The sequence below is a fragment of the Achromobacter sp. KK8 genome, assembly GCF_054188005.1.
The window spans coordinates 598,043-610,064 of the sequence record NZ_CM135178.1; the positions used below are offsets into that span (position 1 = coordinate 598,043).

The following is a 12,022-nucleotide window of genomic DNA, read 5'->3' on the forward strand; positions in this document are numbered from 1 at the left end:
CTCCCTCCACCAGACCGATCATCGGAAACTCCCATGGCTCGATTCTTCTTCATCGCACTCTCGGTCCTGACCGCCTGCGCCGGCGCCGCTCACGCTGAGCCTTCACCGACGTCGACGGCGCCGGCAGCGCAACGGCAGACGCCCGCAACCGGAAAATCGCGCGAACAGGTTCTTCAAGAACTTATCGCGGCGCGCAAGGCGGGCGAAATGTGGCGAGGCAACGCCGCGCCCTCGGCCATCGATCCCCTCACACCGCGACGCGCACCGACAGACGCACCGGCACCCGCTCAAATCGCGCCGGCGTCCCCCCCAAACGCATCGCCACGCACGCGATGATTTTCCATATTTCTCATTCAAATTGATTTCAAGGAAGGAACCGACATGCCTCATACCATCAACCGCAGGACTTTCCTGCAGGGCGCCGCAGCCGCGGGAATCGCGTTGTCCACGCCCATCGCCGCTCGAGCGGGCGGGAAGGCCCAAGCCTCGCCTGCCGGGGATCTCGCCCCGACGCCGATCTGGCCTGGCGGTATCGAGAAGCCGCTGATGCCCTATACCCCGGCCCTCAAGGCGGCGGGCTGGCTCTTCATCGCAGGCCAGTTGGCCAGCGATTTCGAGACAGGCGTGGCGCCGCAGGCCATCAGCAATGGCCCCGATGCCGAGCAGCTGGCGTTGCAAACGCGCTTCGTCATGAGCAATGTGGCGAAGACGGTAGCCGCCGCCGGACTGGACTTTGGCCGGGACACGGCGCGCCTGTGGCAGTGGCTCACCTCGCCTTATCCGACGGCTGAAGAACTCGCCAAGGGCGACAACTGGCCTCGCATTCCGACCGCGGCGCTCTTTAGCGAACGGGCCGGCTTTCTACAGTCGCCCGGCCCCATCTCGACGTCCATGGGGGTCAAAGCGCTGATGGTCAAGGACACCCGGCTCGAAGTCGACCTTATCTGCATAGACGATGGCTCGAGCAACGAAGGTTTTGAGTCGCCCGCGCCGGCTCCCGGCCAGGCAGCCGTGATCCGCCGCGGGGACTGGGTCTTTCTGTCGAGCGAAACCTGGCAGCGCACCGCGGTCAGCGGCGGGACGGAACAGCAAGCCGATCAGATCCTGAGCCACTTCGCCAAGCTGGCGGAAAAAGCCGGCGCATCGCTGCGGCGCACCGTCAAGGCCGAGATCCATATCGGCCATCCGTCCGAATATGCAGGGATGGAAGCCGCATGGAAGCGTTGGTTTCCCAAGAATCCGCCCGCCCGCGTGGTCATGCCAAACATGGGCCTGACCGGCGGCAAGGGGCGCCGCATCGAAATCGCGTTGACCCTGCTTGCCGACCACAGCCGCAAGACGATCGACATCGTGCACACCGACAAAGCCCCCCAGCCCTTCAGCCACGAGCCCCAGGCGGTCAAGGCCGGCAACCTGTTGTTCCTGAGCCAACAGATGGCGTTCGATTCGACAGGCAAGCTGGCAGCCGGCATGAGCCGTCATCCCAACTTCCCATACTACGGCCAACCGTCGCGGCAGCAGATGGCCTACATGCTCAAGAACGTGGGCGAGATTTGCCTGGCCGCCGGTTCATCGCTGGAAAACGTAGTGAAGCGAGTCTGCTTCCACGACGACGGCCAGAACTTCGCGGAAGCGATGAGCGAATGGTCTGACCATTTCCCAGGTCTCAAGCCGGCATCAACCACGCTGGTGACGGGCGGGCCATTGGTGATCGCCGGCGCCCACACGCTCCTGGACATTACGGCATACGTGCCCTGACGCCCCCGCCATTGTCAGGAACCCTGCGATGCCCGGTCTTCCGCTACTGACGGCGCACAACGTCGCTACGAACCACCTTTCCTGGGACGACCTGAGGATAGTCAAGGCGCTCAGCGATTCGGGAAGCCGGACGAGCGCAGCGGATGCCCTGGGTTGGAATGTCTCCACCTTGTCGCGGCGGATCGCGCGTCTGGAACGAACCCTTGGGATCAAGATCTTTACGCACCGGCGCACGGGCTATACCTTGACGCAGGCAGGGCAAGCACTGCGAGCGCTGGGCGATCGCATCGAACTGGACATCGTCAGCGTTGCCCGGCAGATTGGATCGTCCAGCCACGAACCCGTTGGTAGTCTGCGCATAACCACCAGTGATTCCCTGCTTCTGCACTTCCTGACGCCTATCGTTGCCGCATTCAGAACAAGTCATGCCGCAATACAGATTGAAATTCTGGTCGGCAACGACTCCTTGAATCTGGCGCGCGGCGAATCGGATGTCGCCCTGCGGGCTACGAAGACGCCGCCCGATACGCTCATCGGGCGGCGTCTGGCGACGATTGCGTGGGCGCCGTATGGCCGCCGGGCAGACTTTCCTCACAAAACGCCGTCAAACGAGCGCCTCTACGATCAAGTCTGGGTATCCTACGCCGGCCGCCTATCCGGGCTGCGGGCGGTGGCGTACGTCGACATGCGCGTCGCGCCACAGAGCATCCTGTATCGCGCGGATTCCGTGGCGGCAGTGCACACCGCCATCTCGGCCGGCATGGGGATGGGATTCCTTCCCTGCATGCTGGGGGACTCAACGCCCGGGTTGGTTCGTATGGGTCCGACCGAGCCAGAGCTCGACGATGAACTTTGGCTGCTCACCCATCCGGACATCCGGATGTCGCCTCCCGTACAGCGCTTCATGCACTTTTGCTCGGAAGCCGTGCGCGGACAGAAGTCCCTCATCGAGGGCCACCGGCCCGCGTCCATTGCCTGAACACAACCACCCGCGGCGTTACGCTTCGGCGCCGCGGCCAAGAATGGCTTTGCAGGAAATCTCGATGAGCTGTGCGGACATGGCAAGCCGCGCCACGCCAATCAGATTGCTCGCGCACTGTGGCCGTTGGGTTCCGTAGGCGTCTTTGCGCACCTTGCCGGCCGCGGCGAACGCGGCGTCAACGTCCAGTACGTACAGGGTTTCCTCGACCACGTTATCGAGCGTCGCGCCGAATTGCGCGAGCACCTTGGAAATGTTGTCGTATGTCCTGCGCATTTGCGCTTCCATGTCCGAGAAATCTCTCGGGCGGCCATGGCTGTCCAACTCGGCAGGCGCCACGAGATTACCCGTGTCGTCATGGCTGAGTTGGCCGGACACGTATATTTCACGGCCGACCCGGATCGCCTGCGCATAGCCGTAGGCGCTTTCCCAGGGCACGTTCAAATAAGCGGCCTGCTTGCCGATGGGATACGCGGTCGTGTTCATGTGTGATCCTTTGCCGGCGCCGCAGCGAGGGGCGCCGCTTGCACCTGTGTGGGAGAGAATCCACAGGCTAGCAAGCATCCCCGGCGCTCAGGGCGCAATTTTGCGCGCTGGATGACGCAGAATTGCACTGCCTGTGGAGCGAGCGGCCTTACGCCAGCAGCGCCGCCGCGGCGCGGCCCGCCATCATGTCTTCGAACAGGGCCGCCAGGCTCGGGGCGACCTCGCGGGTGTCCTCGAACTCCGGCTCGATGCCGTGCACGATGCGGCCCGAATCTACCTCTATCGCCAGGAATTCGTATTCACCGGCAACGCTCATGTAGATCAGCGTGTGCCGCCGCCAGAAGTCCAGGACCGCCTGCCGGCCGGCCTCGTCCAGCGCGGCCTCCAGGCTGATGTCGCGCAGCGTGTGCCAGGCAAAGGCGCCGTCCGCCGTGCCGTCGTGGTCGGCCGCGCTCAGGAACCAGCGTGTCTGGTCCGCGTTGTGCAATTCGGTGAACGTCGCCAGGAAAGCGCCATAGCCGTGCCGGTCGCCCGGCGGCGCGACCGCCGGCGTCGGCTCGGACGCGGTCCGCCGCAAGGTCCAGCCCTGTGCGGCAAGATGATCCACGAAGCGTTGCGGTTGCGATGTCATGTCGGTTTCCTTGGACGGGGGCGACGCCACGCCGGTCCAGCTCCCGCCGGCCCAGGGGTGTCCGCGGGAAGCGCGCGACGCCAACGGAAACACGCCCGCCAAGCAGGCCAGGTCCAGGTCGGGCGCGCGATGAGGCGGCGCTACGCGGCCAGGGCTGCGAGTTCGCGGGCCTCGCCAGCCGCGAAGACCGCCGCATCAACGCGCGGCCGCCGCGTGGGGACGGGCGCCAGGCGGCGCACGGCCGCCAGCACATCCTGCGGCTCGGCGGGCTTGCGCATCAGGGTGGCGCGCCCTTCACAGGCCGCGGCGATCTCGGATTCCGGGCGGCCGCTCAGCACCAGCACTGGCGTGTCGCACAGGTAGGCATTCTCGCGCATGGCGGTCAGCAGGGCCCCGCCATCCATGCCGGGCATGGAGAAGTCCGTGATGACCAGATCCGGCTGCACTTCGAGCATTTGCCGCAGCGCGGTCAAGCCGTCCGTGTGCGTCGTGACGTCATAGCCTTCGCCACTCAGGAATTCACTCATCAGGGCGACCAGCACGGCCTGGTCGTCGACCAAAAGGATTTTCGTCATGGTTGTCGGTGCCACGCATTCAAGACGCCGGCGGGCAAAACAGGGGGAGAGGTCGAATCCTAGGACATGCGGGCCCTTCATGTGCTAAGTATTTGTATCCGGGCGCAACGAGTGCCCCATACCCCTGTATAGTCCACCGGTCTGTCCCCCGAACTTTAAACCGTTCTCATGCCGAATTCGCAACAATCCGCCAGCCGCCACACCCTTCCGCGCACCTTGATGGCTGGTTTCGTGACGGCGGCGCTGGCCACCCTGGTCATCGCCTTCGTCAACGTGCGCTCGGCCGAGACGCGGACGGAGGCGGTCAGGGCCATGGACCGCGCCACCGAGACCGTGCGCCAACTGAGCCTGTTCAACTCGGCGCTCAAGGATGCCGAGATCGGCCAGCGCGGCTACCTGCTGACGGGCGACCCGGCATACCTGCAGCCGTATCTGCGCTCGGTGCCGCTGATCGAACAGCGCCTGGCGCTGGTCAAGGAAGCAGCCACCGCGGATTCGGCGCAACGCCGCATCGTCAACGACATCGCGGGCATCACCCAGCAGAAGCTGACGGAACTGCGCGAGACCATCGAAATGCGCAAGGCCGGCGACGTGGAAGGCGCAATGGCCGTGGTGCGCACCGATGCCGGCAAGGAAGCGATGGACCGGTTGCGCGACCTGGTCGCCGATCTGTACACGCGCCAGCTGGGCCAGGTCGAGGAGCAACGCGAAACCTGGGCCGCAGCCTCGACCACCTCGACCTATTACTCATGGGGCGGGTCGATGTTGCTGCTGGCGCTGATCCTGGCGTCGGCCGCCGTGACCATCCGTGAGTACCGCGCCAAGGCGCGCCAGGCCTGGGTCACGACCGGCCTCTCGGGCCTGAGCCTGCGCTTGCGGGGCGATCATCGCCTGGACGAAATCGGCAAGCGCGCGCTGGACTACCTGGCGGACTACCTGCACGCCAGCGTCGGCGCCGGCTACGTCGTCAACCACGGCGGCGACGAGCTGGAACTCTTCGGCGGCTACGCCCTGCCGGCCGAGCGCCTGGCGCAGAAGATCCCCGCCGCGCAAGGGCTGGTGGGGCAGGCGGCCAGCTCGCGCAAGCTGCTGCACCTGCGCGATGTACCGCCCGGCCACCTCCCGGTCTCGTCGGCCACGGGCACGTCCAATCCGGCCGAGCTGATCCTCGCGCCCGCCATGCAGAACGATCGCGTCTATGCCGTGATCGAACTGGGCTTCACCCACGCCGTGGGCCAGAGCGAGCGCAGCCTGCTCGAGGGCGCCTCCGAGATGCTGGCCTCGGCGATCCGCGCCGGCCTGGACCGCACGCGGCTGGAGGCGCTGCTGGCGGAAACCCAGCGCCAGTCGGAAGAACTGCAGACCCAGCAGGAAGAATTGCGCGTCAGCAATGAAGAGCTGGAACAGCAGAGCCGCATCCTGCAGGAATCGCAGGCGCGCATGGAGGTGCAGCAGACCGAGCTCAAGCAAGCCAACGTCAGCCTGGAACTGCAGACCGAGCAATTGTTGCGGGTGCAGGGCGCGCTGACCGACAAGGCGCGGCTGCTGACGCAGGCCAGCCAGTACAAGAGCGAGTTCCTGGCCAACATGAGCCACGAACTGCGCACCCCGTTGAATTCGACGCTGATCCTGTCCAAGCTGCTGTCCGAGAACAAGCCGGGCAACCTGAGCGCCGACCAGGTCAAGTATGCGCAGACCATCTACGAAGCGGGCAGCGACCTGCTGGCGCTGATCAACGACATTCTGGACCTGGCCAAGATCGAGGCCGGCCAGGCCACCGTGGACGTCGAGGCCGTGGCCATCGCGCCGGCGCTCGAGCGGCTGCTGGATCCGCTGCGCCCGATCGCGCAGGACAAGCGCCTGACCCTGGAACTGGACATCGCCGCCGACGTGCCGGCGTCTTTGCATACCGACCCGCAGCGGCTGGGCCAGGTGCTGAAGAACCTGCTGTCGAACGCCCTCAAGTTCACCGAGCGAGGCAGCGTTGCGCTCAAGGTGTCGCGCGCGCCGCGCAACATGCTGTCGTTCGCCGTGCAGGACACCGGCATCGGCGTGCCGGCCGACCAGCAGGAACTGATCTTCGAGGCCTTCCGCCAGGCCGATGGCAGCAGCCATCGCAAGCATGGCGGCACCGGTCTGGGGCTGTCGATCTCGCGCGACCTGGCCAAGCTGCTGGGCGGATCCCTGTCGCTGGTCAGCACGCCGGGGCAAGGCAGCGTGTTCACGCTGCTGCTGCCGATGCGCCTGGAGGCCACGCCTGCGGCGCCCGTCCCCAGCCTGCCCGCGCCGATCCCGACGCCGCCCGCCATCCCCGCCTGGGCGGCGCCCGCCGCCGCGCCTGCGGCCGAGCCCGTCCAGCCGGACCCGGAACCGGCCGGCGAGGCCGGCCGCACCATCCTGGTCATCGAGGACGATGAACGCTTCGCCGGCATTCTCGGCGACCTGGCGCGCGAAATGGGCTTCGGCTGTCTGGCCGCGCACACCGCGACCGACGGTCTGGCGCTGGCGGCGCAGCGCCGGCCCGACGCCATCGTGCTCGACATCAACCTGCCCGACTTCTCGGGCCTGGGCGTGCTGGACCAGCTCAAGCGCAACCCCCACACGCGCCACATCCCGGTGCACATCGTGTCGGTGGCCGACTACGCCCAGGAGGCCATGGGCCGCGGCGCGATCGGCTACGCGCTCAAGCCCGTCAAGCGCGAGGAACTGACCCAGGCGCTGCTGCGCCTGGAAGCCAAGTTCACCCAGAACGTGCGGCGCGTGCTGGTGGTGGAGGACGACGACCGCCAGCGCGAAAGCGTGCGGGAGCTTCTGGCGCGCGACGATGTGGAGATCGTGCCGGCCGCGACCGCCGGCGCCGCCCTGGAGCTGCTGCGCGAGACCACCTTCGATTGCGTGGTCATGGACCTGAACCTGCCCGACATCAGCGGCTACGAATTGCTGCGCGAGATGGCCGAGCAGGAGAGCGTGTCGTTCCCGCCCGTGATCGTGTACACGGGCCGGGCGCTGTCGCGTGACGAGGAGCAGCAACTGCGCCGCTTCTCCAAGTCCATCATCATCAAGGACGCGCGCTCTCCCGAACGCCTGCTCGACGAGGTGACGCTGTTCCTGCACCAGGTCGAGGCCGACCTGCCGCCGCAGCAGCGCCAGATGCTGGAGCTGGCCCGCAGCCGCGACAGCGCGCTTGAAGGCCGCACGGTGCTGGTGGTCGAGGACGATGTGCGCAACGTGTTCGCGCTGTCGAGCATTCTGGAGCCGACCGGCCTGCGGGTGGAGATCGCGCGCAACGGCCGCGAGGCCCTCGAGGCGCTGGACCGCGTCGGCGTGGACGGCCACCGGGTGATCGACCTGGTGCTGATGGACATCATGATGCCCGAGATGGACGGCTACACCGCCATGCGCGAGATCCGCGCGCGGCCGGAGTGGCGCCGCCTGCCGATCATCGCGCTGACCGCCAAGGCCATGAAGGACGACCAGGAGAAATGCCTGGCCGCCGGCGCCAACGACTACATCGCCAAGCCGCTGGACGTGGAACGGCTGTTGTCGCTGGTGCGCGTCTGGATGCGCAAGTAACGCGGCCCCGCGATCATGCCCCAGTCCCCACCGAACAAGGCGCAGACCGACGATATCGAGCAGCGGCTGCTGCTCGACGCGATCTATCACCAGTACCACTACGATTTCCGCGAGTATGCCCAGGCCTCGCTCAAGCGGCGCCTGCGCAGCGCCCTGTCGCACTTCGGCTGCAAGACCCTGTCGCAGTTGCAGGACCGCGTGCTGCACGAGCCGCCGGTGTTCACCAGCCTGCTGCAATTCCTGACCGTCCAGGTCAGCGACATGTTCCGCGACCCCAGCTATTTCCTGGCGCTGCGCCGCGAAGTGGTGCCCATCCTGCGCACCTACCCCTCGATCAAGGTGTGGGTGGCCGGCTGCAGCACCGGCGAGGAGGTCTATTCGCTCGCCATCCTGCTGCATGAGGAAGGCCTGCTGGACCGCGCCCTGATCTACGCGACCGACATCAATCCGCATGCGCTGCGCTCGGCCGAACAGGGCGTCTTCGACCTGGACCGGGTGGCCGCCTTCACCAGCAACCATGCCCAGTCCGGCGGCCGCAGCTCGCTGTCCGATTACTACACCGCGCGCTACGGGCGCGTGGTGTTCGACAAGCAGTTGCGCGAGCACATGGTGTTCTCGGACCACAGCCTGGCGACCGACAGCGTGTTCGCGGAGGTGCACCTGGTCTCGTGCCGCAACGTGCTTATCTATTTCGAGCGCGACCTGCAGAACCGCGCATTGCGCCTGTTCCATGACGCGCTGGTGCATCGCGGCTTCATGGGCCTGGGCTCGCGCGAATCGGTGCGCTTTTCCGCCCAGGCCGACGGCTTCGATGATTTCGTGCTCGAAGACCGCATCTACCGCAAGAAGGCCGGCCTGTGACCGCCCCGACACCGGATCGCGGCGACGCGGCGGGCGCCTGGGACGCCATCGTCATCGGCGGCTCGTCGGGCGCCATCGAGGTCCTGAACCTGCTGATGCCCGCCCTGCCGGCCGGCCTGCGCGCGGCGGTGATCGTGCTGCTGCACCTGCCGCGCGACCGCCGCAGCCTCTTGGTCGACATCTTCCGCGACCGCTGCGCGCTGCCGCTGTGCGAGGCTGAGGACCAGCAGCCCATCCAGCCGGGGCACGTCTATTTCGCGCCCCCCGACTACCACCTGCTCGTCGACCGTGGACCGCGCCTGGCGCTGTCGATCGGCCCGTTGGTGCATTTCTCGCGGCCTTCAATCGACGTGCTGTTCCAGTCCGCCGCCGACGGCTATGGCGAACGGTTGCTGGGGGTGCTGCTGTCGGGCGCCAACGAAGACGGCGCCGCCGGCCTGGCCGCCATCCACGCCGCGGGCGGCCGCGCCGTGGTCCAGGCGCCGGACACCGCCGCGATGCGCGCCATGCCCGACGCCGCCCTGGCGCGCATCGACGCCCCCGAGGTCCTGGCGCCCGCCGCCATCGCGGCGCTGCTGTCGCAGTTGCCCGCGCAGCCGCGGCCCTGCCCCCCCACTTCCACCACACCATGATATTGACATCTGCCAAACCCTCGGATGACCGCATCAAGTGCCTGCTGGTCGACGACGTACCCGAAAACCTGGTCGCGCTGGAAGCGCTGCTGGCGAGCGACCGGGTCGAAGTGCTGAAAGCGCAATCCGGCCCGCAGGCGCTGGAACTGCTGCTGAATCATCCCGACGTGGCGCTGGCGCTGCTCGACGTGCAGATGCCCGACATGAACGGCTTCGAGCTGGCCGAGCTGATCCGCGGCAGCGAGCGCACCCGCCACATTCCGCTGATCTTCATCACCGCCGGCTCGCGCGAACAGAATTGGCAGTTCCGCGGCTACGAGAGCGGCGCGGTGGACTTTCTGTACAAGCCGGTCGACCCTTACATGCTGCGCAGCAAGGCGAACGTGTTCTTCGAGTTGCACGAGCGCCGGCGCGCGCTGGCGCAGCAACTGGAGGCGCGCACCGAGGCGCTGCGGGTCAACGACATGTTCATGGCCGTGCTCAGCCATGACCTGCGCACGCCATTGCAGGCGGTCATCATGGGCGCCTCGATGCTGGCGCGCCAAGGCGGCGACGCGCGCGTGGTCAGCGTGGCGCAACGCATGCTCCAGAGCAGCGAGCGCATGAAGCACCTGATCGAAGACCTGCTCGACGTGACGCGCATCCGCCAGGCCGGCGGACTGGCGCTGGCGCCGGCGCGCATCGGCATGGACACGCTGGTCCACCGCACCCTGGATGAATTGCGCGCCGGCTTCGCCGACCGCCAGATCGAAGCCGAATGCCATGGCGACCCGGTCGGCGAATGGGACGGCGAGCGCATCGCCCAGGTGCTGGCCAATCTGCTCGGCAACGCCTTGCACCACGGCGCCCGCGACGTGCCGGTGCGGGTCGAGGTGGATGGTTCCGTTGCCGACCGGGTCGTGGTCACGGTCAGCAACGGCGGCAGCATTCCCGCGGAACTGCTGCCGCAACTGTTCAACCCGTTCCGCAGCGGCGCGCGGCCGGCCGGGGGCCATCGCGGCCTGGGCCTGGGGCTGTTCATCGCGCAGCAGGTGGCGCAATCCCACGGCGGCTGCATCAGCGCCGAATCGCGCGACGGCATCACCCGCTTCCGCGTGGCGCTGCCACGGCAGGCGTCGACCGCCTCGAACTGACGAGTCAGCCCATATCCACCTCACTCAGCTTCGCACAGACTTCTTGTCGGCCGGGTCGCTCGTAGTTGTCCGTCAGATCGAACAGCACCATGCCGTTCAACGGGCGCAAATCGTGATGGGCAAGCGCTGCTGAACATCTGGCCCTCGTAGCGGTTCTTCTGGTCGTTCGGCTCGCGGTCGATCAGCAGGTCCGGGAGCCGCGGGCGCTTATCATCAGCCGCCATAGCATTGCGCATAAGTAAAGTCGACCAGGCGCTTGTCCGAGGCATCCTGGGGCGTGGACGGCTCTACTTGGAAATGACCGAACATATCGTCGTTGCAGATCCTCACGTCCTTGCGCTGCGTGCCTTCCTGCAATACGCAGGAACCGCCAAAACTGTGATTACTTCCGGCGACGCCAACCGGCAGATCAATCAGCCGGCTACAACCGATGATTCGGCCGTTTTGCTTCTGCTGCTCCAGCGATTGGTTGAACGATTCCACGCGAGAGTTGGGATCACGAATCGGCACAACATTGACGCATTCGCCACTGGCGGTTTGGTTGCCCGGCAGCTTGCAGTCCGAGTACACCTTGCCATTGGCAATATGTTTCTCATTACGCCCCAGCAGGGCGATGCGGCTTGTGTATGCTTGCCGCAGGCAGGCGCTGTCTTGACAAATGCCACGCGCGTATTTGATCCAGTTGCGCTGTTCTTCAGCCAACGCTTTCTTGCCATAGGCATCGGTTGCGGCTAGTGCTGCCTTATAGGCCCCCTGCAATTTGCCATCCAGCGCGGAGGTCTCGGCATCGCTGCAGATCAACTTTTCCGTCGTGCTCGCGGCCTTGTTGCAATCAAAACTGGCGGCTTGGGCGTAGGTCCCCAGCATTGCGAGGCCCAACGTAAAGAGAAGCTTCATCGCAGGTGTACACCGTGTCTTCAGTACGTAAGCGGGTGGGCGTCTTGAATGCGGCTGGGTCATGGATCCTATCTTCTCAAGTTGTATGTCGATGATGTCTTTCGTACAGCACAACACATGCTAGCAAATCGCTCTTCAGTGGATATATAACCTATTGATCAAGGCACAGCCTGCCAATGAACGGGCTTTCAATCCACACGCCGCCTCAATCCACACTCGTCCAGGTGCCAACTTCAGTGAACCGGATCTCAAGTCGAACGAAATCGACACTCGCCACCCCAAGCAATGAGGAATTCGCGGCGTTGACGATGGCGTCCACGCGAGGCTTCGTGATATCCGATTGAATTGCGCGCAGGCTGGCGGGCATGTATTGGCTCCTTGGGCGTGAGAGAACTCCTTGTTGAAGTCCATTCAAGATAAAACCCTGGATCTATAAGAATTAATAACTTAGGCAGCATTTCACCACTCAAGTTGCCACCGCCTAACCATTAAGGATG

11 protein-coding genes and 1 pseudogene are annotated in these 12,022 nt (G+C 65.7%); 7 read left to right on the top strand and 5 right to left on the bottom strand.

The window, feature by feature from the left end:
* Nucleotides 1-33: 33 nt before the first annotated feature.
* Genes ACVN9Z_RS02875 through ACVN9Z_RS02885 form a run of 3 tightly spaced genes read left to right on the top strand, consistent with a single transcriptional unit; the run spans nt 34 to nt 2,737 of the window.
* On the top strand, nt 34-336 hold the full coding sequence (locus ACVN9Z_RS02875) for a DUF4148 domain-containing protein (RefSeq protein ID WP_081089674.1): 303 nt from the start codon (nt 34-36) through the stop codon (nt 334-336).
* 45 nt (nt 337-381) lie between these two features.
* Complete coding sequence (locus ACVN9Z_RS02880) at nt 382-1,758, top strand: RidA family protein (protein ID WP_241123137.1); 1,377 nt, start codon at nt 382-384, stop codon at nt 1,756-1,758.
* Between the two features lie 28 nt (nt 1,759-1,786).
* Nucleotides 1,787-2,737 carry a LysR family transcriptional regulator gene (locus ACVN9Z_RS02885; protein ID WP_054481836.1) on the top strand — a complete coding sequence of 317 codons (951 nt, stop codon included), beginning with the start codon at nt 1,787-1,789 and terminating at the stop codon, nt 2,735-2,737.
* 18 nt (nt 2,738-2,755) lie between these two features.
* Here the strand turns inward: ACVN9Z_RS02885 and ACVN9Z_RS02890 are convergent, their stop codons facing one another.
* The 3 genes from ACVN9Z_RS02890 to ACVN9Z_RS02900 all read right to left on the bottom strand — a co-directional run bounded on the left by ACVN9Z_RS02890 (nt 2,756) and on the right by ACVN9Z_RS02900 (nt 4,429).
* Nucleotides 2,756-3,223, bottom strand: coding sequence for a RidA family protein (locus tag ACVN9Z_RS02890; RefSeq protein ID WP_054445862.1), 468 nt, complete (start codon nt 3,221-3,223; stop codon nt 2,756-2,758).
* 148 nt (nt 3,224-3,371) lie between these two features.
* On the bottom strand, nt 3,372-3,854 hold the full coding sequence (locus ACVN9Z_RS02895) for a hypothetical protein (protein WP_054484798.1): 483 nt from the start codon (nt 3,852-3,854) through the stop codon (nt 3,372-3,374).
* A 140-nt stretch (nt 3,855-3,994) separates the two neighbouring features.
* On the bottom strand, nt 3,995-4,429 hold the full coding sequence (locus tag ACVN9Z_RS02900; protein ID WP_223308610.1) for a response regulator: 435 nt from the start codon (nt 4,427-4,429) through the stop codon (nt 3,995-3,997).
* A 168-nt stretch (nt 4,430-4,597) separates the two neighbouring features.
* Between ACVN9Z_RS02900 and ACVN9Z_RS02905 the strand changes: the two genes are divergently transcribed.
* The 4 genes from ACVN9Z_RS02905 to ACVN9Z_RS02920 are packed head-to-tail and all read left to right on the top strand — an operon-like array spanning nt 4,598 to nt 10,628.
* Nucleotides 4,598-8,002 (top strand): response regulator, encoded by a 3,405-nt coding sequence (locus ACVN9Z_RS02905; protein WP_155872306.1) that lies wholly within the window; start codon nt 4,598-4,600, stop codon nt 8,000-8,002.
* A gap of 15 nt (nt 8,003-8,017) precedes the next feature.
* The gene (locus ACVN9Z_RS02910) at nt 8,018-8,863 is read left to right on the top strand and encodes a CheR family methyltransferase (RefSeq protein ID WP_020926417.1); all 846 of its coding nucleotides are present in this window, start codon (nt 8,018-8,020) and stop codon (nt 8,861-8,863) included.
* Complete coding sequence (locus ACVN9Z_RS02915; protein ID WP_054445869.1) at nt 8,860-9,495, top strand: chemotaxis protein CheB; 636 nt, start codon at nt 8,860-8,862, stop codon at nt 9,493-9,495. The genes ACVN9Z_RS02910 and ACVN9Z_RS02915 overlap by 4 nt, the downstream gene beginning before the upstream one ends.
* Nucleotides 9,492-10,628 (top strand): hybrid sensor histidine kinase/response regulator, encoded by a 1,137-nt coding sequence (locus ACVN9Z_RS02920; RefSeq protein WP_060721362.1) that lies wholly within the window; start codon nt 9,492-9,494, stop codon nt 10,626-10,628. Before ACVN9Z_RS02915 ends, ACVN9Z_RS02920 begins: the two co-directional genes overlap by 4 nt.
* A gap of 213 nt (nt 10,629-10,841) precedes the next feature.
* Here the strand turns inward: ACVN9Z_RS02920 and ACVN9Z_RS02925 are convergent, their stop codons facing one another.
* Both ACVN9Z_RS02925 and ACVN9Z_RS02930 read right to left on the bottom strand, forming a co-directional pair.
* Nucleotides 10,842-11,588: a lysozyme inhibitor LprI family protein gene (locus ACVN9Z_RS02925; protein ID WP_458213075.1), complete on the bottom strand. Its 747-nt coding sequence runs from the start codon at nt 11,586-11,588 to the stop codon at nt 10,842-10,844.
* Between the two features lie 199 nt (nt 11,589-11,787).
* Nucleotides 11,788-11,892: pseudogene (locus ACVN9Z_RS02930) on the bottom strand (O-acetyl-ADP-ribose deacetylase); the annotation flags it as partial.
* Nucleotides 11,893-12,022 lie beyond the last annotated feature (130 nt).

Coding starts and splice junctions, on each gene's coding strand:
- ACVN9Z_RS02875 (WP_081089674.1), top strand. CDS start 34: ATGGCTCGATTCTTCTTCATCGCACTCTCGGTCCTGACCGCCTGCGCC.
- ACVN9Z_RS02880 (WP_241123137.1), top strand. CDS start 382: ATGCCTCATACCATCAACCGCAGGACTTTCCTGCAGGGCGCCGCAGCC.
- ACVN9Z_RS02885 (WP_054481836.1), top strand. CDS start 1,787: ATGCCCGGTCTTCCGCTACTGACGGCGCACAACGTCGCTACGAACCAC.
- ACVN9Z_RS02890 (WP_054445862.1), bottom strand. CDS start 3,223: ATGAACACGACCGCGTATCCCATCGGCAAGCAGGCCGCTTATTTGAAC.
- ACVN9Z_RS02895 (WP_054484798.1), bottom strand. CDS start 3,854: ATGACATCGCAACCGCAACGCTTCGTGGATCATCTTGCCGCACAGGGC.
- ACVN9Z_RS02900 (WP_223308610.1), bottom strand. CDS start 4,429: ATGACGAAAATCCTTTTGGTCGACGACCAGGCCGTGCTGGTCGCCCTG.
- ACVN9Z_RS02905 (WP_155872306.1), top strand. CDS start 4,598: ATGCCGAATTCGCAACAATCCGCCAGCCGCCACACCCTTCCGCGCACC.
- ACVN9Z_RS02910 (WP_020926417.1), top strand. CDS start 8,018: ATGCCCCAGTCCCCACCGAACAAGGCGCAGACCGACGATATCGAGCAG.
- ACVN9Z_RS02920 (WP_060721362.1), top strand. CDS start 9,492: ATGATATTGACATCTGCCAAACCCTCGGATGACCGCATCAAGTGCCTG.
- ACVN9Z_RS02925 (WP_458213075.1), bottom strand. CDS start 11,588: ATGACCCAGCCGCATTCAAGACGCCCACCCGCTTACGTACTGAAGACA.